This window comes from Mycobacterium sp. NAZ190054 (assembly GCF_001545925.1).
Lineage (GTDB): Bacteria > Actinomycetota > Actinomycetes > Mycobacteriales > Mycobacteriaceae > Mycobacterium.
The window spans coordinates 1-24,198 of the sequence record NZ_LMVQ01000551.1 but is presented as its reverse complement, the minus strand read 5'-3'; the positions used below and the strand labels follow the sequence as shown (position 1 = coordinate 24,198).

Here is a 24,198-nt window from a genome sequence, read left to right as displayed (position 1 = left end):
CAGTTCATGGCCATCTGCTGCACGTGCGTGCTGGCGTCGGTGATGCCCTGGATCGCGGTGGGGAAGTCAGGGCTCGCCGGGTAGTCGACCGCGTACACCCCGACCGACTTGTTCCCGACGTCGAGGTGGTCTTCGCGCGCGGCACCACCGAGGCGCCCGGTCTCGGCGCGATGGGACAGGCGTTCGTGGAGGACCTCCAGGCCAAGGTCGGGAACAAGTCGGTCGGGGTGTACGCGGTCGACTACCCGGCGAGCCCTGACTTCCCCACCGCGATCCAGGGCATCACCGACGCCAGCACGCACGTGCAGCAGATGGCCATGAACTGCCCGGACACCAAACTGGTGCTCGGTGGCTACTCGCAGGGTGCGGCCGTGATGGGCTTCGTGACAACGGAATTGATCCCCGACGGGGTTTCGGCGTCCGAGGTTCCGGCGCCGATGCCGCCTGACATCGCCGAGCACGTCGCGGCGGTCGCGCTTCTGGGCACCCCGTCGGAGCGGTTCATGGACATGATCAAGCAGCCACCGGTCGCGATCGGCACGTTGTATCAGCCCAAGACCATCGACCTGTGCGTGCCGAACGACTTCGTGTGCTCGCAGGGGAACGACATCGGCGCGCACGCCCGCTACATCTCGGACGGACTCGTGCTGCAGGCCGCCGACTTCGCCGCGGGCAGGCTCGCCGCCGAACAGCTGGAGCTGGCTGCCGGCAACTGAGACCGGTTCGGCGCGCCGTCGGTCAGACTGGGCGTCATGACCGAATCCGGTGCCGCCCGTGTCGCGGTGTACCTCGACTTCGACAACATCGTGATCTCGCGGTACGACCAGGTGCACGGCCGCAACTCGTTCCAGAAGGACAAGGCCAAGCCTTCCGACGACGGGCCGGACAAGCTCGCCCGCGCCACCGTGGACGTCAGCGCCGTCATCGACTTCGCGTCGTCGTTCGGCACGCTGGTGCTGACCCGCGCGTACGCCGACTGGTCGGCCGAGATCAACGCCCGCTACCGCGGCCAGCTGGTGGGGCGCGCGGTCGACCTCGTGCAGTTGTTCCCGGCGGCGGCGTACGGCAAGAACGGCGCCGACATCCGACTGGCCGTCGACGCGGTCGAGGATATGTTCCGGCTGCCGGACCTGACGCATGTCGTCATCGTGGCCGGCGACTCGGACTACATCCCGCTGGCTCAGCGATGCAAGCGCCTGGGCCGCTACGTGGTCGGGATCGGAGTGGCCGGATCGTCGAGCCGCATGCTGGCTGCGGCGTGCGACGAGTTCGTCACCTATGACGCGCTGCCCGGGATACCCGCGCTCGAGCCCGTCGCCGCCGCCGAGAAGCCGGCGCCGCGGCGACGGTCCAGGAAGGCGAGTCCGTCCGAGGACCCGGAAGCGCCCGATCCGCAGGCCGCGGCCACCGGGCTGCTCACGCGTGCGCTTCGGATCGGACTGGAGAAGGACGATGTCGAGTGGCTGCACAACTCGGCGGTGAAGGCGCAGATGAAGCGGATGGATCCGTCGTTCAGCGAAAAGTCCCTGGGATACCGGTCGTTCAGCGATTTCCTGCGGTCACGCTCGGACGTGGTGGAACTGGACGAGAGTTCCACGACGCGGATGGTGCGCCTGGCCGAACCGGCGGCGACGTAGCGGAAATCCCACGGACAGATCAGGCCCCCATTTCTGGGGGCCTGGCCTGCTATTCATTTGTGGAGCTGCCGGGAATCGAACCCGGGTCCTACGGCATTCCCTCAAGGCTTCTCCGTGCGCAGTTCGCTATGTCTCTACTCGGATCTCCTGATCACGCGAACAAGTCAGGATGACGATCCCAGTCGCTGTTTGGTGTCCTGAAGAGTCCCGCGACCGGACTCTTCAGTTGATCCCTCTAGATGACGCCAGGGTCCGGGTCGAGGGCTTTCCCGGTCTGACGGACTAGCTTCGCTTAGGCAGCGAGAGCGTAGTCGCGCTGATTGGAATCGGCGCTTAATTGGTTACAACGACGCTTACGGTGGTCGGTTGCCTGCACCGGCACGCTTCCCTTGATTCGATGCGCGAAGTCGAAACCGTTCAGCCCCTCGCACACCCGCCGACCTTCGGCGGACACTCCATACTACCGGCGTTTGCAACACCGGCGAGTGGTCATTTAATCCGCCTGGGTCAGGTCCCGTAGCGCGATGGGCGAGAACTCCCGGTCATAGCCGTCGGCGAACGTCTCCACCAGATCGGGCATCCCCATCGGCCGGCTGAACAGGTGCCCCTGGGCCAGCGTGCCGCCGGCCCGGTACACCAGGTCGGACTGGGCTGCCGACTCGATCCCCTCGGCGATCACCTCCAGTCCCAGGTCGTCGCAGAGCCTGAAGACCGATCGGTACAACGCCAGATTGCGTGCCGGTTCGCCACCGGAGAGCAGGCTGCGGTCCAGCTTCACGATGTGGACCGGCAGGCAGTGCAGATACGTCAGCGAGTTGAAGCCCGCACCGAAGTCGTCCAGCGCCACCTTGACGCCGAGTTCGCTCAGCCGGCCGATCTGTGCGGCGGCCCGGTCCAGGTCGACGATCGGCTCCGTCTCGGTGATCTCCAACACCAACCGGTCATGCGGAATCCGGTACCGCGTCAACACTTCACGCACCTGCTGCTCAAAACCGGGGTTGCCCAGCCGGGCCGCGCCGATGTTCACGTGGATGTCCAGGTCCAGCCCCATCCCGCGGACTTCCCGGCACGCCAGATCCAGCACCAGCGCGTCCAGACGGGCACCGAGCCCGTTCGCTTCGGCCACCACCACGAACGTCTCCGGGGAGATGTCGATGCCGTTCGGTGCCGTCCACCTGGCCAGCGCCTCCAGCGCCACCGGCGTGCCCTGCGGCAACCGCACCACCGGCTGGTAGACGAGCCGGAAACCGGGTGGGACGCCACCCTCGGCGTTGCGCAGCATGGTGGGGAAGTCGACCGTCACACCCGACGACGGCTGGTAGACCACCGCGGTGTCCTTGCCCATCCGTTTGCCCGCGTACATCGAGATATCGGCCTGCCGCAGCAGGTCATCGGAGGTCTGCGGGACACCGTCGCTCTCGGGCCGCACCAATCCCATGCTCGCCCTGACCCGCACCGACGAGCCATGCACCGGGAACGGGTCACGCAGCGCGATGCGCAGCCGCTCGGCCACCACCTCCAGTTGCTCCACCTCGCCGAGGATCAGGATCGCGAACTCGTCGCCCCCGATGCGCGCCAGGGTGTCGCCGTCGGACACGCACCGCTTCAACCGCTCTCCCACCGCGCACAACAGCTCGTCGCCTGCCGCGTGACCGAACCGGTCGTTCACCTCTTTGAAGTCGTCGATGTCGACGAAGATCAGCACGAACCGGCCGTGCGTCATCGCCTCGTCAAGTCGCTGCGCGAACAGGATCCGGTTCGGTAATCCGGTCAGCGCGTCGTGGTGGACCTGATGCGCCAGCCCGCGCTGCGCCCAGTACAGCCGCCGGGTCAACAGGTTCTGCGCCCGGGTCGCCAGCACCTGCCGGACCGCGATGAGCAGCACGATCGTGATGATCATCGCCGATATCGGCGGGGTGACCTGCCGGCCGAGCCAGAAATGGTAGGCCAACAGGATCGTGACCCCGACGAACCCGAGATACGGCAGGATCAGCTGAGCCCAGTCGAGATCACGACTGCGGTCCTGCCCCGGCTTCGGCTGATGCTCGAGCATCGCGAACCCGATCAGCACCGGGCCCACGATCAGTCCGATACCGACCCAGAGCTCGCCGGCGGGAACCCCGACGACCCGGAAGTAGGCCACGAGCCGGTCGGAGGACGCCATCATCAGCAGCCCTGCGGCCAGCAGCAGGAAAGCGGTCCGGTGCGGCCGGGCCGGTTCGTAGACCATCGTGATCACGACGACCGCGGCGACCACGACCAGTTCCGCCACCGCGAAGACGACACCGAACGTCGGAACCTGCGATCCGGACGTCGGCTCCATCGAGGTGGTGCCGAAGCCACCCAGCGCCGCCAGTACCAGGAAGGACAGGCCCGCCACGATCCCGTCCAGGACGTTGGTGATCACCGGTTGCTGCCGCGGCGAAACCTCCCGGTGCCGGGTCAGACGGCCACTGGAACGCAGCAGCAGCGCCAGCGACGCGAGCGCCAGCGTCGGCATCAACAGATAGGAGACCCGGCCCACGAGCGGGGCGGCCTGCAGGCCGCCGGCGGTCCACAGCACCTGGCCGACCACCCACGTCAGCAGCGCCCCGACATACAGCAGTCGCCACCAGCGCGCCGGGCCGGTGACCCGACGCGCGACGACCAGACCGCAGACCGCCGCGCCGATTCCTGTCGACACTTGAAGGACGGCCTCGCCACGCCTGGCCACCTCGTCGCCGAACAGAGCCACCGCGTTGAGCACGGCGACCACTGAGACGGCGGCGGTGAGAACGAGCCGCGGTCGTCGGACGTGAGGTGCCACCCGCCTCCCTCCGCGTGGCCGGTACAAACCGGTCGGCTTGCCGAGGTTGAAGGTAGCTAACCGGCCGCGATCATTCCGACGGATGCCAGAGCCAATACCATTCCGATCGTCTGCCAGCGAGTTACCCGCTCACGGAGCAACACAATCGCCAGCAGGACCGTCGCAGCGGGATACAGCGCGATCAGCACGCCTGCCAGCGACAACATCGACGATTGCAGAGCCAGCAACGTCGCGACGTTGGCCACCGTGTCCAACAGGCCGGCCAGCACCGCCAGCCGCAGCGGCACCCCGCGCTCGAGCACGAGATTGGCCGTCACGACGGCGGCCACGACCACGATCGCGATCGCGGCCATGCGTCCGAACACCAACGGCCACAACTTCGCTTCGACGGGAACCTGGTCGAGCACCACGAAGTTCATGCCGAACGCCACACCGGAGCCCACCGTCAGCCACGCCACCTTCACGGTGAACCGGTGCGGCCGCTCGTCTTCGTCGGTGGCCTCGCGACTCACCAGCACCACCGCGACGAGCGCGAGGGCCACCCCGGTGCCGGCGACCAGTCCGGGGCGCTCGCCGAGCGCGACACCCACCGACAGCGGGATCGCGGCCACCAGCACCGCCGTCAACGGCGACACCACCGAGATCGGACCCGCGCCCAGCGCCGCGTAGAACCACCACACACCGAAGGCCTGAACGAGCCCGGCCGACAGCCCCCACCACACCGCCGCGCCGCTGAGCTGACCGCCGATCGGGATCGCGACGAGCGCCAGCAGTACGAGGGCGACCGGATAGGACACCAGCACCACCCGCAGCGCGGCCACCCGGCGCGACGCGATACCCCCGACGAAGTCGCTGACGCCGTAACCCAACGCGGCGAGCAGCGCGGTGAGAACGCCGGTCAGGAGGTCATGCCCTTGACGCGGCGCCCCAGCTCCCGCGTGACCTCCCGCTGGGCGTCGCGCCGAGCCATGTCCTGGCGTTTGTCGTGAGCCTGCTTACCGCGGGCCAGGGCCAGCTCGACCTTGACCCTGCCGCCGGTGAAGTACAGCGACAGCGGGACCAGGGTGAGATTGCCGTCGCGGATCTTGCCGACCAGGTTGTCGATCTGCTTGCGGTGCAGAAGCAGTTTGCGGTTGCGCCGCGGCGCGTGGTTGGTCCAGGACCCGTGGTGATACTCCGGGATGTGCAGGTTGCGCAGCCAGATCTCCCCGTCGTCGACGGTGGCGAACGCGTCGGCCAGCGAGGCCTGGCCGTCGCGCAGGCTCTTGACCTCCGTGCCCATCAACGCGACCCCGGCCTCGTAGGTCTCCAGGATCGAATAGTTGTGCCGCGCCTTGCGATTGGTCGCCACCACCTGGTTGTTGCTGTCCTTGGCCGACTTGGCTTTCTTGGCCATCGGTTATCGCCGCACGTAGAGCCGCAACGTGACGTATGCCGTGACCCCCGACATCGCCAGACCGAGGAACAGCATCCACGGCGCGCTGTAGTACAGGATGTCGGCGTAGTCGACCTTGGCGATCAGGTTGGCTTGGTAGAACTGGTCGAGCGCGTTCTCCAGGAACATCGCGCGCACCAGGATCAGGCCGACGATCGCGATGATGACACCGATGAGCGCGGCGAGCATCGCCTCCACCAGGAACGGTAGCTGGGTGTACCAGCGCGTCGCCCCGACCAGACGCATGATCCCGATCTCGGTGCGTCTGGTGTAGGCGGCGACTTGGACCATGTTCGCGATCAGCAGCACCGCACCGATCGCCTGCACCAACGCCACTGCGAACGCGGCGTTGCTGATGCCGTCGAGGACCGCGAACAGCCGGTCTATCAGGTCCTTCTGGTTGAGCACGTTGAGCACACCGGGCTGACCCCGCATCGCGTCGTCGAAGTTCTGGTGCTGCTCGGGATCGTTGAGCTTGACCACGAACGACGCCGGGAACGCGTCCCGGCCCGCGACGTCCTTGTACTGCGGGAACTTGCGGATCGCGTCGTCGTAGGCCTCGTCCTGATTGAGGAACCGCACCGAGCGGACGTCGTCGCGGTCCTCGATGGTCTGGCGCAGCGCCTTGCACGGATCCGCGTCACACGTCGGGTCGTTGGCCGACACGTCGTTGGTGAGGAAGACCTGGCTCTCCACCCGGTCCAGGTAGATGGCGCGGGACTGGTCGGCGAGCCGGACGATGAGCATGCCGCCGCCGAACAGACCGATGGAGATCGCGGTGGTGAGGATCATCGCGACCGTCATGGTGACGTTGCGGCGAAGCCCGGTCAGGACTTCGTTGACGAGAAAGCCGAAGCGCACTTAGCGATCCATTCCGTAGACGCCGCGCTGTTCGTCGCGAATCAGGCGGCCGAGTTCGAGTTCGACGACGCGTTGGCGCATCGAGTCGACGATGTGGTGGTCGTGGGTGGCCATCACCACCGTCGTGCCCGTGCGGTTGATGCGCTCGAGCAGGTCCATGATGTCCTTGCTGGTGTCCGGGTCCAGGTTGCCGGTGGGTTCGTCGGCGAGCAGGACAAGGGGCCGGTTCACGAACGCCCGCGCGATCGCGACCCGCTGCTGCTCACCGCCGGACAGCTCGGCGGGCAGCCGGTTCGCCTTGCCCGACAGCCCGACCATCTCCAGCACCTCGGGGACCACGCGGTTGATGGTGTCCGCGCGCTTGCCGATCACCTCGAGGGCGAAGGCGACGTTCTCGAACACGGTTTTCTGCTGCAGCAGCCGGAAGTCCTGGAACACGCACCCGATCACCTGCCGCAGGCCCGGGATGTGCCGCCCGGACAGCTTGTTCACGTGGAACTTCGACACCCTGATGTCACCTGCCGACGGGTGTTCCTCGGCGAGCAGCAGCCGGATGAACGTGGATTTGCCCGAGCCCGACGGGCCGATGAGGAAGACGAACTCACCCTTGTCGATCTTCAGCGACACGTTGTCGAGCGCCGGCCGCGCCGACGACTTGTACTGCTTTGACACACGGTCGAGGGTGATCATCACGGCACGCCAGTGTAGCGGGACGACGGGGCCGGCCCCCGGCACTACGGCAGCGGTGCGACCGGCGGCGGCGTCGGGGCGGGCGGGGTGGCGGTGCCGGCTGGTGCCTGGGTGTACGTCTGCGGGCCCAGCGGGCCGAAGCCGTCGGGGTCGATGACGGTCGTCGTCGGGCCGAACGGCACCGGTGGCTCGGCGGTCGTCGTCGGCGGCGGCTCCGGTGCCGTCGTGGTCGTCGGCGGCGGAGTGGTCGTCGTGGTGGTGGTCGTCGTCGGTGTCCGCGTCGTGTACTCCGGCTCGCGCGGCGCGACGTTGGTGCGCGGCACCCAGGTGTAGTTCGGGTCGGGCACGAACCCGGGCGGGACGACCTGCTGGGCCGGGTCGGGCGCCGGCGCCGGCGGTTCCGGCCGGTAGTTCTGATTGACCCAGAACAGACCGCAGAACGCCAGGATCAGCGCGGCCGTCGACACCCGCATCCGCCCGCCGAAGAGGTAATTCGGCCAGGAGCGGGAGTCGCCCTCCCGCGGCGCGAAGAACTTCATCGGTTCGACTCCGGTCCCTGCGTCTCGTTTTCGGCCCCGCCTGCGGTGGCCGGGTGCACGATCGCGCCGACGGTCGGCGGCGGCGCCTCACCGGGGGCCACTATGCCGGAGCGTCGCAGCGCCCGGACCACGAGGACCCGCAGCGCCCGGCCCACCTCGAACTGCTTGCCGGGCAGGGTGCGGGCCACCATCCGCAGGTTGACGGTGTCGAGCTCGATGCTTTCCACACCCATCAACTGCGGCGGGTCCAGAAGCAGATCGTGCAGCTCCGGGTCGTCGATCGCGTGTTGCGCGACGCCGTGCAGCACGTCGTTGACGAGGTTGAGGTCGGCCGACGTCGGTACCGGAATGTCGATGACGGCACGCGCCCAGTCCTTGGACAGGTTCACCGTCTTGACGATCTGGCCGTTGGGGATCGTGAACATCTCTCCCTCCGCCGAACGCAGTTTGGTCACCCGCAGGGTCACGTCCTCGACGGTGCCCTCGGCGGGGGCGGCGATGCCGGAGACCGTGAGTGCGACCAGATCGCCGAAGCCGTACTGCTTCTCGGTGATGATGAAGAACCCGGACAGCAGGTCCTGCACGAGCCGTTGAGCGCCGAAGCCCAGCGCGGCGCCGATCACCGCCGCCGGGGCCACCAGCGAACCGATCGGTATCGCCAGGATGTCGGTGATCTGCACCGCGACCATCACGAACAGCAGCGCGACCGACACCCAGGAGATCACCGACGCGACGGCCTGACGGTGTTTGGCGCTCTCCGAGCGCACCAGCTGGTCGCTTTCCTGGTATTCGGCGTCGATGCGCCGGGTGATGCGCTGGGCCGCCCAGTTGATGAACCGGGCGGCGAGCAGCCCGCCGATCAGCAGCAGCGCGATGCGCACCCCGCGATCGAGGATCCACACCCCGATGTCGCCGCGCCAGAAGCCGTGCCACCGCGAGGCCAGATCGAACGCCAGGAGCTGAGTCATGGCGTCGGGCTAGTCGTCGTCTTTTCGGTTGCGCCACCGGATTCCGGCCTCCAGGAAGCCGTCGATGTCTCCGTCCAGCACGGCCGCCGGGTTGCCGACCTCGTGCTCGGTGCGCAGGTCCTTGACCATCTGGTACGGGTGCAACACATAGGAGCGCATCTGGTTGCCCCACGAGCTGCCGCCGTCTCCCTTGAGCGCGTCGAGCTCGGCACGTTCCTCTTCCTTCTTGCGCGCCAGCAACTTCGCCTGCAGCACCCGCATCGCCGCGACCTTGTTCTGCAGCTGGGACTTCTCGTTCTGGCAGGTGACCACGATCCCGGTGGGGATGTGGGTCAGCCGGACCGCCGAGTCGGTGGTGTTCACCGACTGCCCGCCCGGCCCGCTGGAGCGGTACACGTCGACGCGCAGGTCGGTTTCGGGGATGTCGATGTGGTCGGTGGTCTCGACCACCGGGAGCACCTCGACGTCGGCGAACGACGTCTGACGCCGGCTCTGGTTGTCGAACGGGCTGATCCGCACCAGCCGGTGGGTGCCCTGTTCCACCGACAGCGTGCCGTAGGCGTACGGGGCGTGCACCGCGAAGGTGGCGCTCTTGATGCCGGCCTCTTCGGCGTAGGACGTGTCGAACACCTCGACCGGATAGTTGTGCTGCTCGGCCCAGCGGATGTACATCCGCATCAACATCTCGGCCCAGTCCGCGGCGTCCACGCCGCCGGCACCCGACCGGATCGTGACGACGGCCTCGCGTTCGTCGTACTCCCCCGAGAGCAGGGTGCGCACCTCCATGGCCTCGATGTCCTCGCGGAGCTTCCTCAGCTCGGCGTCGGCCTCGGCCAGTTCGTCGGTGCCGCCTTCTTCGGCGGCGAGCTCGTAGAGCACCGGCAGGTCCTCCAGCCGGCTGCGCAGTTCCTCGACACGCCGTAGCTCGTTCTGCGCGTGGGACAGATCGCTTGTCACCTTCTGCGCGCGGGTCTGGTCGTCCCACAGCTGCGGATCGGAGGCGTCCTTCTCGAGCTGTTCGATGCGTCCGCGGAGACCGTCGACGTCGACGACGCGCTCCACGGTGGTCAACGTGGCGTCGAGGGCTGCGATGTCGGTCTGGCGGTCGGGATCCACGGGACACCAGGTTACTCACCTTCCCGGCGACGGATTTCGCCGCGACCACCCCGGAATGCCGTCCGTGGCGTTGTCCGCGTTCTAGCATCGGGGCTGGAACCTCCGTCCGGACACGTCGCGACAGCCCCTTGCGCGTGACCGGGTAGCGACAGAAGGCAGCCCCATGCCCCCTTTGCGGCCCTACTACGTGGCCATCGTCGGCTCAGGACCCTCCGGGTACTTCGCCGCCGCATCACTGCTGAAGTACGGCGGATCCGGTGAGAACCGCGACGTCCGCGTCGACATGCTCGAGATGCTGCCCACGCCGTGGGGACTGGTGCGCTCCGGCGTCGCGCCCGACCACCCGAAGATCAAGTCGATCAGCGCCCAGTTCGAGAAGATCTCGCTGGACCCGCGGTTCCGGTTCTTCGGCAACATCGTGGTCGGTGAGCACGTGCAGGCCGCCGAGCTGGCCGAGCGCTACGACGCGGTGATCTACGCGATCGGCGCGCAGTCCGACCGGGCGCTGGGCATTCCGGGCGAGGATCTGCCCGGCAGCGTCGCGGCCGTCGACTTCGTCGGCTGGTACAACGCCCACCCGCATTTCGTGGAGATGGCGCCGGACGTGTCGGGCGGCCGGGCGGTGGTGGTCGGCAACGGCAACGTCGCGATCGACGTCGCCCGCATCCTGGTCAGCGACCCCGACATGCTGGCCCGGACCGACATCGCCGATCACGCGCTGGAGTCGTTGCACGCCCGCGGTGTGGAAGAGGTGCTGATCATCGGGAGGCGCGGTCCGCTGCAGGCGCCGTTCACCACGCTCGAACTGCGTGAGCTGGGCGACCTCGAAGCCCTCGGCGACGTCGACGTCGTGGTCGACCCGGCCGACTTCGCCGACATCACCGAGGAGGATCTGGAGGCGGCGGGCAAGACGGTGCGCAACAACATCAAGGTGCTGCGCGGCTACGCCGACGCGACCCCGAAGGGTGCGCGACGCCGGATCGTGTTCCGGTTCCGGACCTCGCCGATCGAGATCAAGGGCGACCACAAGGTGGAGTCGATCGTGCTGGGCCGCAACGAACTGGTCCGAAGCGCCGACGGGCGGGTGACGGCCAAGGACACCGGTGAGCGTGAGGAGGTTCCGGCGCAGCTGGTGGTGCGCGCCGTGGGATACCGCGGGGTGCCGACACCGGGGCTGCCGTTCGACGAGCGGGCGGGCACCATCCCCCACACCGACGGCCGGGTCGAGGGCAGCCGCAACGAGTACGTGGTGGGCTGGATCAAACGCGGACCCACCGGCGTCATCGGCAGCAACAAGAAGGACTCCGCCGACACCGTCGACACGCTGCTGGCGGATCTGACCGGCGCCGAGCTTGCGGAGTTCGACGCCGCCCATCTCGACCGGGTGCAGCGATGGCTGCTCGAGCGCCAGCCCAAGCTGGTCACCAACGAGCACTGGAAGTTGATCGACGAGCATGAGCGGACCGCGGGCCAAGGGTCAGGACGGCCGCGGGTGAAGTTGACCAGTGTCGAGGAGCTGCTCCGGATCGGGCACGCCTGAGTCAGTTGTAGGGCGGCGGCGGGTCCGTCGGGGGCAGCGGCTCCGGGCGCGACCCGAACGCCCACTTCTCGGGGTTGCCCGGGGAGTACATGACGTCCATGAGCTGACCCATCGTCGGCCAGTTCTCGACGTCGGCCGTCATCCGGGTGTACACCGTGTATTCGTTGACCGTCGGCCCGTTGATGACCCCGGTGATCGTGACGAACTGCTCACCGCTGACCCCGTCGGGCCGCGGGCTGACCCCGGTGACCAGCAGGGTGCCGGGCACCCAGTCGTTGCCCATACCCCGCCGGCGGGCGAGCAACGGTCTGGCCAGCAGCACCAGCGCGCCGACGAGCAGCAGGATCATCGCGAATTCGAACACAGGGCCATGGTAGGACGACACCTATGAGCACCCTGGCGGACGACATGACCCTGGCACTGCGACTGGCCGACGAGGCGGACGCCCTGACGATGCAGCGTTTCGGCGCCGTCGACCTGAAGGTCGAGACGAAACCGGACCTGACGCCGGCCACCGACGCGGATCTCGACGCCGAGAGGCTGCTGCGGGCCCGGTTGGGCGAGGCCCGCCCCGAGGACTCGTTCTTCGGCGAGGAGTTCGGCGGCGCCAGGGAATTCAGCGGCAGGCAGTGGGTGGTCGATCCGATCGACGGCACGAAGAACTTCGTCCGCGGGGTCCCGGTGTGGTCGACGCTGATCGCGCTGCTCGTCGACGGCGTTCCCGCCGTGGGCGTGGTCAGCGCTCCCGCGCTGGGACGCCGGTGGTGGGCCGCGGACGGCCAGGGCGCGTTCACGTCGTTCGGTGGCCGGACCCGCAGGATCTCGGTGTCCGGTGTCGGAGATCTGGACGCGGCCAGCGTGTCGTTCTCGGATCTGACGACAGGCTGGGACGACAAGCGCCCGCAGTTCGTCGATTTCCTGGACGCGGTGTGGCGGGTGCGCGGCTACGGCGATTTCTGGTCGTACTGCCTGGTGGCCGAAGGAGCGGTCGACGTCGCGGTGGAGCCGGAGGTCAAGCTGTGGGACCTCGCGCCGCTGGACATCCTGGTGCGGGAGGCCGGCGGCCGTTTCACCGATCTGTCCGGGCGGACCGGCCCGCACGGTGGCAGTGCGCTGGCGACCAACGGCCTGCTGCACGAGGCGGTGCTGGCCGCACTCACCCGCTGAGGGCCGGCCCTGTCGCGCTGTGAAATGCGCAACAGATCGGCCGACCTTACTCGGCAGTCAGTTCGGATACCTTACTCTGGAGTCAGTTGCGCATTCGCGCTTCTCCGATGATCAGACCGAGGGCAGCTGACATGACGAACACCTTGCCGGCCAAGCGCGACGGCCACGAGAGCGCCGTGGGCCTCCAGAAGCACAAACGATCCGTCACCGACATCGGGCTGGCGCTGATCACCCCGATCGTGGGGCAGGAATTCCTGGACAGGTACAACCTGCGCGATCCACTCAACCGCGGTCTGCGCTACGGGGTCAAGCAGGCCTTCTCGGCCGCCGGCGCCTCGACGCGTCAGTTCAAGCGCATCCAGGGCCTGGGCAAACCCGCGACCCGATTGGACACCCATCGGCCCAAGGGATCGGACTACTTCGACCTCACCCCCGATGACGACCAGCAGATGATCGTCGCGACCGTCGAGGAGTTCGCTGAGGAGATCCTGCGGCCTGCCGCCCACGACGCCGACGACGCCGCCTCCTACCCACCGGACCTGATCGCGAAGGCCGCCGAGCTCGGCATCACCGCCATCAACGTGCCGGAGGACTTCGACGGCATCGCCGAGCACCGCTCCACCGTCACCAACGCGCTCGTCGCCGAGGCACTGGCCTACGGCGACATGGGGCTCGCCCTGCCGATCCTGGCTCCCGGCGGGGTCGCGGCGGCGCTGACCCACTGGGGCAGCGCCGATCAGCAGGCGACCTACCTCAAGGAGTTCGCCGGCGACAACGTGCCGCAGGCGTGCCTGGCGATCGCCGAGCCGCATCCGCTGTTCGATCCCACCGCGCTGAAGACCACCGCGGTCCGCACACCCAGCGGGTACCGCCTCGACGGCGTCAAGAGCCTCGTCCCGGCCGCCGCCGACGCCGAAATCTTCATCGTCGCGGCACAGCTCAACGGCAGGCCGGCGCTGTTCATCGTCGAGGCCGCCACCAAGGGGCTGACGGTGACACCGGATCTGAGCATGGGCATCCGCGCCGCCGCGCTGGGGCGCGTGGAACTCGACAAGGTCGCCGTCCCCCTGAGCGCGCGCCTGGGCGAAGAGGATGCCGGCGATACCGACCACGCCCAGATCTACTCCGAGGCGATCGCGCTGTCGCGGCTGGGCTGGGCCGCGCTGGCGGTCGGCACCTCGCACGCGGTGCTCGACTACGTGATCCCCTACGTCAAGGAACGCACCGCGTTCGGGGAGCCGATCGCCCACCGCCAGTCGGTGGCCTTCATGTGCGCCAACATCGCGATCGAGCTCGACGGGCTGCGCCTGATCACCTGGCGTGGCGCGTCCCGGGCCGAGCAGGGGCTGCCGTTCGCCCGCGAGGCGGCGCTGGCCAAGAAGCTGGGCAGCGACAAGGCGATGCAGATCGGCCTCGACGGCGTCCAGCTGCTCGGCGGCCACGGCTACACCAAGGAACATCCGGTCGAACGCTGGTACCGCGACCTGCGGGCCATCGGCGTCGCCGAAGGCGTCGTCGTCCTCTGACCGAAGTGTCCTCTAGGAAGGCTTGACAATCATGGCGATCAATCTGGAAATGCCCAAGAAGCTCCAGGCGGTCATCGAAAAGGGCCATCAGGGCGCGGCCGAGATGATCCGACCCATCTCACGCAAATACGACCTCAAGGAGCACGCGTACCCCGTCGAGCTCGACACCCTCGCCGATCTCTTCGAGGGCATCTCGGAGGCCAAGATCATCTCGTTCGCCGGCGCCGACGCGTTCGTCGACGCCGCCGACGACGGTAAGAAGTCGAATGTCAACGGCGCCAACATGTCCGCGCTGTTGAACGCGCTGGAGATCTCCTGGGGTGACGTCGCGCTGCTGCTGTCGGTTCCCAGGCAGGGTCTGGGCAACGCCGCGATATCGTCGGTGGCCACCCCGGAGCAGTTGGAGCGCCTCGGCAAGGGCGTGTGGGCGGCCATGGCGATCACCGAGCCGAGCTTCGGGTCCGACTCGGCCGCGGTGTCGACCACCGCGGTGCTCGACGGCGACGAGTACGTGATCAACGGCGAGAAGATCTTCGTCACCGCGGGTTCGCGGGCCTCGCACATCGTGGTCTGGGCGACATTGGACAAGTCCAAGGGACGCGCCGCGATCAAGTCGTTCATCGTGCCGCGCGAGCACCCCGGTGTGACGGTCGAACGCCTGGAGCACAAGCTCGGCATCAAGGCCTCCGACACCGCGGTGATCCGGTTCGACAACGCCCGGATCCCGAAGGACAACCTGCTCGGCGATCCGGAGATCCACGTGGAGAAGGGTTTTGCCGGGGTCATGGAGACCTTCGACAACACCCGCCCGATCGTCGCCGCGATGGCCGTCGGCGTGGCCCGCGCCGCGCTGGAGGACCTGCGCAAGATCCTCACCGACGCCGGCATCGAGATCTCCTACGACAAGCCCGCACACGCGCAGAGCGCCGCCGCCGCGGAGTTCCTCCGGATGGAGGCCGAATGGGAGTCCGGTTACCTGTTGACGGTGCGGTCGGCGTGGCAGGCCGACAACCGGATCCCGAACTCCAAGGAAGCCTCCATGGGCAAGGCCAAGGCGGCCCGGGTGGCCAGCGACATCACGCTCAAGGCCGTCGAAATGGCGGGCACCACAGGTTATTCCGAGCAGACGCTGCTGGAGAAGTGGGCGCGTGACTCGAAGATCCTCGACATCTTCGAGGGCACCCAGCAAATCCAGCAGCTGGTGGTGGCGCGGCGTCTACTCGGGCTGACCTCGGCCGAGTTGAAGTAGCTCACGCGCGAAGACGTCAGCCGCCCTCCGGACCCCACCCGTGGCCGCGAGTCCGGCGGCGACCTCCCGCGCCCCGGCGGTCATCGTCATCGCTTCGCGGACTTTGTCCCGCAGCCGTGGCGCCGACAGCCGGCGCACGGGCAGCCGTGTCCCGCAGCCGGCGACCTCGACACGTCGGGCGACCTCGAACTGGTCCCGGCCGAACGGCACCACGCACACCGGGATGCCGCGGGCCAACGCCCGTTGGGTTGCCCCCATGCCGCCGTGGGTGATCGCGCACACCGCACGGTCGAGCACCACCTCGTGGTCGACGAACGGCAGCACCGTCGCGTTCGGGCTGCGGGGGTGCTTCTCCGGTCGGCCGGCGGGCACGGTGGCCACCACATGGACCGGCTCGTCGGCAAGCGCGGTGATGGCCGTCGAGACCAGAACGGCGTCCGACTGGCGTTCCGTCGATGTCGTGACGAGCACGATCGGGCGGTCGATGGCCGCCAGCCAGTCCGGAACAATCGTCGACGACCGGTCCGGCACGCACGGCCCGATCATGTGCACTGCGCTGCCCCAGTCTCCCGGATATTCCAAGGGTGTACCGCTGGCGATGAAGAACACCGGCGCTCGGCGCAGGAAGTCGTCCAGTGATGTCACCGGGCGCACCGTCAGATCGGCGCGGATCGCGTTGATGGCGCGCAGCGCCGGCCTTTCCAGCGGTGCACTCACCACGGCCCGGATCAGGGCGTCGCGCAATCTGCCCGTCACACCGGGCAGGGGCCGTAGCCCGAGCCCGAAGGGCGGCACACCGGGCACCCGCAACACAGGTGTGAACGGCGAGAAGCAGGCCCACGGGATACCGCCGGCCTCGGACGCGGACAGCGCGCCCCAGCTGTTCACGTCGACGAGCACCGCATCGGGCCGGACCTCCTGCACGGCCGTCGTGTAGTCGTCGACCTCGTAGGTGGCCCGCCGCGCGAAGGCACCGATGGAAAGCTTCAGTGCTTTGACGGGATTGGATGCCTTCCAGTCGTCCATCGGGATGTCCTCGATGCGCGGATCGATGGGGCGGGCCTGGAAACCGCGCCGCTGTGCGAAATCGATGCCGGCCGACAGTGTGCGGACGTGAATCGAGTGTCCGCGATCCGCCAGTTCGGACAGCAGCGCGGACATCGGGATCAGGTGCCCGAGCGCCGGAGAGGTGTACGCGAGGATCGTGGCCATCAGCCGCTCGCTGCCGCCGCCATACGGCGGGCCTCGCCGAGGCGGCCGCCGGCCGGGATGGCTTCGCAGGCCGCCAGATAGCTGTCGGCCAGTGTGCGGTGATCCTGCGGAAGGCCGTGTGCGGCCGCGAGCAACGCCCGCACCCGCAGGGTCCAGAGGTCCATGGGTGCGGTGCCCGGGGTGTGCGCGGCCCAGAAGTCGAGCAGATCGTCAGCCTCCTGCAGGTCGCCGGGCCGCCCGCGCGCGATCAACAGTTCGCACAGCGCCTCTGCCGGACCGGGGTAATGGAACAGCGCCGCGTCACGCCTGTGCAGCGCGACCCGCCCGCGGAGCATCTCGATGGCCTCCTCCCGGCGCCCCTGACGCGCCCACTCCAGCGCCAGCCCCGGTTCGATGACGGCCATCGCGAAGCCCTGGATCTTGTGGGTGAGGATGCCGGTCCTCGCGCGATCCAGCAGTCCGACCGCCTCACCGCGGCGGGACGGGTCGGTGCTCAGCAGCAGGGTGCCCAAGGTCCACTGGGCGGCGATGATCCCGAACCGGTCACCGAACGACTCTGCGCGTTCGAGCGCGTCGGACATCTCGTCGACGAGGTCGTCCGCCACGTGCAGGCCCGTCGCCGCCAAGATGCCCCAGTAGAGCAGCACCGCAGAGAAGAGCACCGGCGGCATCTCACGCGCCAACTCGGTTGCGCGGCACAGCATCTCGATGCCCTGGCGGTGATGCCCCCGGAACACCTCGGTCAGTCCTCCGATCGCGTGCGCGACGGCGCGATCGACCGACGGGCGGTCGAGCCGGAGGGCGAGGCTTCTGGCCGTGATCTCCAGGGTGGCGTCGAACTCGCAATTGGCCCACCGCGCGAAGGCCATCGCGGTGAGGAGAATCTCCAGTTCGGAAGCGGGTTCGTCGACGAGATGGTCGACCACCTCGGTGAGCTCTGCCGCGATCGGCATCGCCTCGGGCACCCGGCTGCTGTTGACGATGAAGGCCATCACCCGGCCGGCCATGGCCAGTGCCAGCGGCCTGAGGTCGCCGGTGTGCAGCACGAGTTCGCGGAGTTCTGTGAAGCGGTCGTCGTTCTCGGCGTCGGTCCCGGTGAACAGTTCGGTCGAGATCAGCATGGCGCGTGGCGCGATGCGCAGCGCGAGCACACCTTCCTGATCGTCGGGCAGCTGGTCGGCGACGCGAAGTGCGCTCTCCCACTGGGCCCTGGCTGCGAGGAGATCCCGTGGACGGAGCCAATCCGCGGCCCGCAGATGCCACCGGCACGCTTCGGCGAACACGCCGGCCGACTCCAGATGCGAGGCGATCAGCGCGGCGTTCTCGTCCACGGCCGCCGGGTCACGGCTTTCGATCGCCGCCGCCAGGCGGCGGTGGGCCTGCACCCGGGTGGCGCTGAGCTGTGAATCGTAGGCCACGGTGCGGACCAAGGTATGACGGAAGCAATACCGTTGCCGGGGAACGAATTCCGTCTGGTCTATCAATTCCGTCGCCACCAGTTCGGCCAGCTGGGTGGCGACCGGGCCGGTCACCAGTGTCGCGAGGGCGTCCGCATCGAATCTGGACCCGATCACCGCCGCGGCGTTGAGCACGGATTTCGCGTCCGCCGGGAGCCGATCGATGCGTGCCGCCAGCACGGCATGCACCGTGGCCGGCACGCCGATGTCAGCCGGATCGCCGACCAACCGGTAGTGGCCGCGTCCGCCGGCGAGCACTCCCCGCCCGGCCAGGTCGCGGATGATCTCCTCGACGAAGAACGGGTTTCCGCCGGCGACCCTGGCAACTCGTGCGGCCAGCGCGGTGGTGGACATGTCGCGACCGAGGAGGTTACGCGCCAGATCCGTCGCGGTCGCGTCGTCCAACGGTTGCAGTGCCACCGCCAGATCCGCAGCACGATGGAGGTTCCCGTGGAACTCCGGCCGGTAGGTGGTGACGAATACCGCCGCCGTCCCCGGCAGCGCGGCCGTGCACTCGGCGAGGACCGCATCGCTGGCCGGATCCGCCCAGTGCGCGTCCTCCAGAATGAACACCGTCGGCCGCAATCGCGCTCTGAGCGCCTGCGTCACGATCTCGACCAGCCGGTGTCGCCAACCGTCCACCCCCACCTGCAGCGGCGGTGAGGAAGGGTCGGCGACACCCATGGCCTCGAACAGGATCTGCGCGTCGGTGGACCCGACGCCCTCCAAGTGGGCGGCAGCCGCGACGCGATGCCGTGCGACCTCTCCGCTCAGCCCCTCGACGGCGAACATCGCGCGCAGGAACCGCGACAGCGCGCGAAACGCGACGGGCGTCGCGTGAGCGTCGCAGCGGGCGACGACGACGTCGACTCCCCGATGTGCGGCTTGAGTACCGAATTCGTCGACCAGCCGGCTCTTCCCCACCCCCGGTGCGCCGATGACGGCGACCACCCGGCTCGACCGCGAGTCGAGCGCTCGATGCAGCTCGGCCAGTTCGGCTGCACGCCCGAGCAGCAGGCCCTCGTTGCGGCCGATCACCATCCTCTCGGGTTCCACGGCCAGCGCCCGGCGCCCGGGAACGGGCCGCTCGGCTCCCTTGACGTCGACATGCACGATGCGCCCCAACCGGACGGAGCGCCCAACGAGGGCGGCCGTGGACAGCGAGCACAACACCGTACCCGCGTGGGCTGCGGACTCCATTCGCTGCGCCATGCCCACGGCGTGGCCGACTGCGGTGTAACTCCTCGGCCCCGAACCGATCTCGCCGACGATCACATCACCGGTGTTGAGTCCGACACGCAACTGCAGCACCACACCGTCGCGTCGGTGTAGGTCACCGGCCATTTGCCGAGCGACCGACTGGATCTCCAGCCCGGCGATACAGGCCCGTAACGCGTGGTCCTCGAGCGCCATCGGAGCACCGAACAGGGCCATCAGCCCGTCCCCGGTGAACTTGTCGAGGGTGCCCTGGTAGCGCTGCACCACCGCCGCGCAACGGTTGAAGAGATCGTCCATGATCTCTCTGAGACGCTCGGCGTCCAGTTCCGCGGCCAGCTTCATCGAGCCGACGACGTCGGCGAACAGCACGGTGACCTGCTTGTGCTCGCCATCGATTCGCCGGTTGTGGACCGGTGCGCCGCAGAGGTCGCAGAAGCGCGACTTCGCCCGCAGGTCGTTGCCACACGACCCGCAACACGCAGTGCTGTCGCTTACCGGACTGGCCATCCTCTGTCGTCTCCGCGAAGGTATCGCTCATGATCGCGCATATCCTCACGCGGAGCGGGCGGATTGACACCACACGGCCCAGTCCGGGCACCGTGCCGGGTCAGAATCCGTCGTGAACCACGACCCGCGTCCGCCCGGTGACACCGCCACCGATGATGGTGCCGAGCACGTCGGCGACCTCGCGAACCGGCACGTCGCGCGTGACCCGGGCCAGGTGACGCGGCAGCAGCTCCGATTCGATCTGCGACCAGATCTCGCGTCGCTTCCCGATCGGCAGCAACACCGAATCGATACCGGCCAACGTCACCCCGCGCAGGATGAACGGCATCACCGTCGCCGGCAGGTCCGGTGATCCGGCCAACCCGGAGATCGCGGCGACGCCGCCGTATCTCATCGTGCTCAGCGCGTAGGCCAGCGTGGTGCCTCCGACGCAGTCGACGACGGCGGCCCAGTGCGCCTTGCCGAGGGGGCGCACTTTGTCGTCGGGGCCGGGAACGCGGTCGATCACCTCTGCCGCACCGAGGTCGCGCAGCAGGTCGCGGGCCTCGGACTTACCGGTGGACGCCACCACCTCGTACCCCAGACCCGCCAGGAGGTCCACGCTGACACTGCCGACGCCTCCCGTTGCACCCGTCACCAGCACCGGCCCGTCGGACGGGACGATCCCGTGCGCGCGAACAGCGTTGACGCTCATGGCCGCGGTGAAGCCGGCGGTGCCGACCGCCGCGGCGTCGGCGGTGCTCAACGAGGACAGCTTGACCAGGTAGTCGGCGGGATAACGGGCCGTCTGCGCGTAGCCACCGTGCCGGCCGGTACCGATGTCCTGGCCGTGCGCGACCACGCGATCCCCGACGGCGAAGTCCGCCGCGGTGCTGGCCGTGACCGTGCCCGCCACGTCGATCCCCGGAATCAACGGATACGACCGGGCCACACCGCCCTTAGGGGTGACGGCCAGCGCGTCCTTGTAGTTCACGCTGGAGTACTCGACGTGGATCTCGACCTCACCCTCGGGAAAGAAGGAGTCGTCGACGACCTCGTGGCGCAGGGTGATTCCGCCTTCGGCGTCCTGATGGGCCACCATCGCGTTGATTTCCGTCATGACGGCCACAGTAGCCAGGCGAGAGGGCGCAGACGACGAAGCCCCCGACCGACGGCATGCCGGATCGGGGGCTTCGTTCGTCAGTACTGCGTCAGATCAGGTGTGCCTGCAGGTCGGGCAACATGGCCTGCAGCTCCCGGCCCCAGTACGCCCAGTTGTGCGTGCCGTTGTTCGGGAAGTTGAACACACCGTTGGAACCACCCGCGGCGATGTAGTTGTCGCGGAAGGTGATGTTGGTGCGGATGGTCAGGTCCTCGAGGAACGTCGCGGGCAGGTCGCCGCCGCCGAGCTCGTTGGGCTGACCGTTACCGCAGTAGACCCAGATGCGGGTGCCGTTGGCCACCAGCGTCGGGATGTTCACCATCGGGTCGTTGCGCTTCCAGCCGCTGTTCGGGTCTTCGGTCTTACCCCACATGTCGTCGGCCTTGAAGCCGCCGGCGTCACCCATCGAGATGTTGATCAGGAACGGCCACCAGCCCTCGGAGGGGTTCAGGAAGCCGGACATCGAGCCCGCGTAGATGAACTGCTCGGGGTGCCAGGTCGCCAGGTTCAGCGCGGACGAGCCGGCCATCGACAGACCGACCGCGGCGCTGCCGGTCGGCTTGACGGCGCGGTTGGCCTGCAGCCACTGCGGCAGCTCCTGGGTCAGGAAGGTCTCCCACTTGTAGGTGACCGTCGGGCCCTTGTTCCGCGCCGGGTGGTACCAGTCGGCGTAGAAGCTCGACTGGCCACCGACGGGCATCACGACCGACAGGCCGGAATCCAGGAACCATTCGAAGGCCTGGGTGTTGATGTCCCAGCCGTTGAAGTCCTCCTGGGCGCGCAGGCCGTCGAGCAGGTAGACCGCCGGCGAGTTCTCGCCACCGCTCTGGAACTGGATCTTGATGTCGCGTCCCATCGAGGGCGAAGGCACCATCAGATACTCGACCGGCAGACCCGGCCGGGAGAATGCTCCGGCGGTCGCCGACCCTCCAGTGAGGCCGACCAGAGCGGGCATCATCGCTGTCGCGATGGCCACGACGCCGAAACGGCGCGCCCAGGGCCCACGAATCCTGTCAAGAAGTCTCATACCGTCTATCCATCCATCTTCCGGTACCGCGTTTACGCGGCCTGTTCTGCATACTCCCGGGTTGACATAGACGCCACAGACACCACAGCGATGTCTTCACCGCGCTGTCCCACCTCTCCGCATCTACCGAAGGACGACGGAGCGGGCCGAGAAAGTTCAGTTGTAGCGGTTGCAGTAAAGCATGCGGTTAGGACGGGAGAAAGTCCGGCCACACCGAATGCTGCGTTTCTCCTGCGGAAAGAAAAATCTTATGACGCCGACGAACACCCCCGCGACGTGGGTGAACGCACCGGCACTAACGCCGTGCATCGGCACACAAAACGAATCCGAGCTCAAAACCGGCGACCGCAGTGACGGCCGTCACATTTCAGGCTCAGCAGGCCTCCTGATCACTGGAAACAGCGCCCTCACAATGCGAGCTCACAATGGGAGGCAGATCCCGCGAGCAAAGGTAAAGGGAGGTTCCGATGGGCGACACCCTTCGCGACCGTGCCACCAAGTTCTTCCAGAAGAACGTCGCCAATCGGGTGATGCGGCGAATGCCGTTTCAGACGCTGCTCGAGACGACCGGCCGAAGATCCGGCGAACTCCGCACCACCCCGCTGGGCGGGCGCCGCATCGGTGACGCATTCTGGTTCGTCTCCGAGTTCGGCGAGAAGTCGGACTACATCCGCAACATCAAGGCCGACCCGAACGTCCGGGTACGGCTGAACGGACGCTGGCATCGCGGCACGGCGCACCTGCTGCCCGACGACGATGCCCGGGAACGGATGCGCACACTGCCGCAGTACAACAACGTCGGCGTCCGCACGTTCGGGACGAATCTGCTCACCGTGCGGGTCGACCTCGTCGACTGAGCCGCCGGGACGTCAGGGGCCCTCGTCGTCTTCGGGGAGTAGGTGGCGTTCGGGGTGGTGGTAGCCGTTGACGCGGTGCTGCCCGGTGTCCAGCTCGGGTGGGGGGATCCATTCGGTCCGGTTTCTGGCGTTCTTGCGGGTGGTCCAGCCGGTGTTCTCGATCATCCGATTGTCCGGACCACAGGCGAAGGTGAGGTCGTCGATGTCAGTCTGACCGTCGTCCTTCCAATCCGCGACCGCGTGATGAACCTGGGCCCAATACCCCGGCACCGTGCAGCCGGGCCGGGTACAGCCCCGCTCCCGGGCGTGCAGCACCAACCGCTGCGCGGCGTTGGCCAACCGTTTGGCCCGACCCAGATACAGGGACTGGCCGGTGTGCCCGTCGAACACATACAGATAGTGATGCGCATCGGCGGCCATCCGGATCAGATCCCGCATCGGTAGCAGTGATCCGCCGCCGGTGACCGCGACCCCGGCGCCCTTCTCCAGTTCTTGCAGCGTGGTCGACACGATCACCGTCACCGGCAGCCCCTTGTGGCTGCCCAGGTCCCCCGATTCCAGGTTGCGCCGCAGCAGGGCCTTGAGGCCGTCGTGATTGCGCTGCCCTGCGGTGCGGGTATCACGATCGCCGTCGGGGTTCTCCCCGGCGGGCAGGTTGGCTCCCGGGGCGGCCTCCTTGGCCAGGGCGGCATCCAGATAGGCCCGGGTCTCGGCGTCGATGTAGCCACTGATCTTGGACAACCCGTCGCGCTGCTGCTTGCCGATCTTCACCCAGCGTTTCCGGGCCCGCTCCTGCTCTGAGGGTTCGGGGCCGTCCTGATCGATCATCAACAACAACCGCCCCGCAGCCTCGTCGAGCTCTTCGGGGCCCATCCCCGCACCCTTGCCCGCCAACTGCCGGTCCGCCTCGGCACGGGTGTCCACATCCACCCACGCCGGCAGCTTCTCGTGGAACTTCGCGATGACCTTGATGTGCTCCTCGTCCAACAAGCCCAGGGCTTGGGCGGCCGCGGTGGCCTCCCACGCCGGCGCCAACGGCTCCCCGGTCATCGCCCGCCGCGGACCCAACATCTTGGCCCGCCGCAACCGCCGCTCGGCTTCAGCGCCGCTGACCCGCAACGCCGTGGTCAACACCTTCTTCCACGACGACGCCTCACCCAGGCGCGACGGTTCGGTCTCCTCCATCAACCGGGCCAACACCTTGTGCTCCACCGCCGGAACCGACCGCAGCACCGTCGTCAACTC

21 protein-coding genes and 1 other RNA gene are annotated in these 24,198 nt (G+C 68.0%); 7 read left to right on the top strand and 15 right to left on the bottom strand.

What is annotated here, in order from left to right; genetic code table 11:
- Window positions 1-47 precede the first annotated feature (47 nt).
- Together ASJ79_RS26205 and ASJ79_RS26200 are read left to right on the top strand one after the other, a co-directional pair.
- Complete coding sequence (locus ASJ79_RS26205; RefSeq protein ID WP_197420383.1) at window positions 48-716, top strand: cutinase family protein; 669 nt, start codon at window positions 48-50, stop codon at window positions 714-716.
- Between the two features lie 36 nt (window positions 717-752).
- Entirely contained in the window at window positions 753-1,637 is an 885-nt protein-coding gene (locus tag ASJ79_RS26200; RefSeq protein ID WP_067961689.1) for an NYN domain-containing protein, read from the top strand.
- Between the two features lie 57 nt (window positions 1,638-1,694).
- Here ASJ79_RS26200 and ssrA read toward each other — a convergent pair.
- From ssrA to prfB, 9 genes are all read right to left on the bottom strand, one after another.
- Window positions 1,695-2,062, bottom strand: a transfer-messenger RNA (tmRNA) gene (gene ssrA / locus ASJ79_RS26195).
- Window positions 2,063-2,130: 68 nt separating this feature from the next.
- A complete protein-coding gene (locus tag ASJ79_RS26190) occupies window positions 2,131-4,443 on the bottom strand; it encodes a bifunctional diguanylate cyclase/phosphodiesterase (protein WP_067961687.1) in 2,313 nt (770 codons plus the stop codon).
- A 56-nt stretch (window positions 4,444-4,499) separates the two neighbouring features.
- Window positions 4,500-5,345 carry an EamA family transporter gene (locus ASJ79_RS26185; RefSeq protein ID WP_082754072.1) on the bottom strand — a complete coding sequence of 282 codons (846 nt, stop codon included), beginning with the start codon at window positions 5,343-5,345 and terminating at the stop codon, window positions 4,500-4,502.
- On the bottom strand, window positions 5,342-5,839 hold the full coding sequence (gene smpB / locus ASJ79_RS26180) for an SsrA-binding protein SmpB (RefSeq protein ID WP_067961685.1): 498 nt from the start codon (window positions 5,837-5,839) through the stop codon (window positions 5,342-5,344). The genes ASJ79_RS26185 and smpB overlap by 4 nt, the downstream gene beginning before the upstream one ends.
- 3 nt (window positions 5,840-5,842) lie before the next feature.
- Window positions 5,843-6,739, bottom strand: a complete 897-nt coding sequence (gene ftsX, locus ASJ79_RS26175) for a permease-like cell division protein FtsX (protein ID WP_067961683.1) — start codon at window positions 6,737-6,739, stop codon at window positions 5,843-5,845.
- On the bottom strand, window positions 6,740-7,429 hold the full coding sequence (gene ftsE, locus ASJ79_RS26170) for a cell division ATP-binding protein FtsE (RefSeq protein WP_067961681.1): 690 nt from the start codon (window positions 7,427-7,429) through the stop codon (window positions 6,740-6,742).
- A 44-nt stretch (window positions 7,430-7,473) separates the two neighbouring features.
- Window positions 7,474-7,968, bottom strand: a complete 495-nt coding sequence (locus ASJ79_RS26165) for a hypothetical protein (RefSeq protein WP_067961678.1) — start codon at window positions 7,966-7,968, stop codon at window positions 7,474-7,476.
- Entirely contained in the window at window positions 7,965-8,936 is a 972-nt protein-coding gene (locus ASJ79_RS26160) for a mechanosensitive ion channel family protein (RefSeq protein ID WP_067961676.1), read from the bottom strand. Before ASJ79_RS26160 ends, ASJ79_RS26165 begins: the two co-directional genes overlap by 4 nt.
- 9 nt (window positions 8,937-8,945) lie before the next feature.
- Entirely contained in the window at window positions 8,946-10,052 is a 1,107-nt protein-coding gene (gene prfB / locus ASJ79_RS26155; protein WP_067961674.1) for a peptide chain release factor 2, read from the bottom strand.
- A 163-nt stretch (window positions 10,053-10,215) separates the two neighbouring features.
- Between prfB and ASJ79_RS26150 the strand changes: the two genes are divergently transcribed.
- Complete coding sequence (locus tag ASJ79_RS26150; RefSeq protein WP_067961672.1) at window positions 10,216-11,592, top strand: FAD-dependent oxidoreductase; 1,377 nt, start codon at window positions 10,216-10,218, stop codon at window positions 11,590-11,592.
- A 1-nt stretch (window position 11,593) separates the two neighbouring features.
- On the opposite strand, the gene ASJ79_RS26145 is transcribed toward ASJ79_RS26150, so the two are convergent.
- Entirely contained in the window at window positions 11,594-11,956 is a 363-nt protein-coding gene (locus tag ASJ79_RS26145) for a hypothetical protein (protein WP_067961670.1), read from the bottom strand.
- Between the two features lie 23 nt (window positions 11,957-11,979).
- Between ASJ79_RS26145 and hisN the strand changes: the two genes are divergently transcribed.
- The 3 genes from hisN (at window position 11,980) to ASJ79_RS26130 (ending at window position 15,534) form a co-directional block, all read left to right on the top strand.
- Complete coding sequence (hisN, locus tag ASJ79_RS26140; RefSeq protein WP_067961668.1) at window positions 11,980-12,759, top strand: histidinol-phosphatase; 780 nt, start codon at window positions 11,980-11,982, stop codon at window positions 12,757-12,759.
- A gap of 131 nt (window positions 12,760-12,890) precedes the next feature.
- Window positions 12,891-14,285, top strand: coding sequence for an acyl-CoA dehydrogenase family protein (locus ASJ79_RS26135; RefSeq protein ID WP_067961666.1), 1,395 nt, complete (start codon window positions 12,891-12,893; stop codon window positions 14,283-14,285).
- A 31-nt stretch (window positions 14,286-14,316) separates the two neighbouring features.
- On the top strand, window positions 14,317-15,534 hold the full coding sequence (locus tag ASJ79_RS26130) for an acyl-CoA dehydrogenase family protein (RefSeq protein WP_067961664.1): 1,218 nt from the start codon (window positions 14,317-14,319) through the stop codon (window positions 15,532-15,534).
- On the opposite strand, the gene ASJ79_RS26125 is transcribed toward ASJ79_RS26130, so the two are convergent.
- From ASJ79_RS26125 to ASJ79_RS26110, 4 genes are all read right to left on the bottom strand, one after another.
- The gene (locus tag ASJ79_RS26125) at window positions 15,502-16,746 is read right to left on the bottom strand and encodes a glycosyltransferase (protein WP_067961662.1); all 1,245 of its coding nucleotides are present in this window, start codon (window positions 16,744-16,746) and stop codon (window positions 15,502-15,504) included. The two genes, ASJ79_RS26130 and ASJ79_RS26125, sit on opposite strands and share 33 nt — an antisense overlap.
- Window positions 16,746-19,928: an adenylate/guanylate cyclase domain-containing protein gene (locus ASJ79_RS26120; protein ID WP_067961660.1), complete on the bottom strand. Its 3,183-nt coding sequence runs from the start codon at window positions 19,926-19,928 to the stop codon at window positions 16,746-16,748. Before ASJ79_RS26120 ends, ASJ79_RS26125 begins: the two co-directional genes overlap by 1 nt.
- 100 nt (window positions 19,929-20,028) lie before the next feature.
- Complete coding sequence (locus tag ASJ79_RS26115) at window positions 20,029-21,027, bottom strand: MDR family oxidoreductase (protein ID WP_067961658.1); 999 nt, start codon at window positions 21,025-21,027, stop codon at window positions 20,029-20,031.
- Window positions 21,028-21,118: 91 nt separating this feature from the next.
- Entirely contained in the window at window positions 21,119-22,096 is a 978-nt protein-coding gene (locus tag ASJ79_RS26110) for an esterase family protein (protein WP_067961657.1), read from the bottom strand.
- A gap of 467 nt (window positions 22,097-22,563) precedes the next feature.
- On the opposite strand from ASJ79_RS26110, the gene ASJ79_RS26105 reads away from it, so the two are divergent.
- Window positions 22,564-22,953: a nitroreductase/quinone reductase family protein gene (locus ASJ79_RS26105; RefSeq protein WP_067961654.1), complete on the top strand. Its 390-nt coding sequence runs from the start codon at window positions 22,564-22,566 to the stop codon at window positions 22,951-22,953.
- Window positions 22,954-22,965: 12 nt separating this feature from the next.
- Here ASJ79_RS26105 and ASJ79_RS26100 read toward each other — a convergent pair.
- A partial coding sequence (locus tag ASJ79_RS26100) for an HNH endonuclease signature motif containing protein (protein ID WP_067961653.1) occupies window positions 22,966-24,198 on the bottom strand: 1,233 nt, incomplete at its 5' end.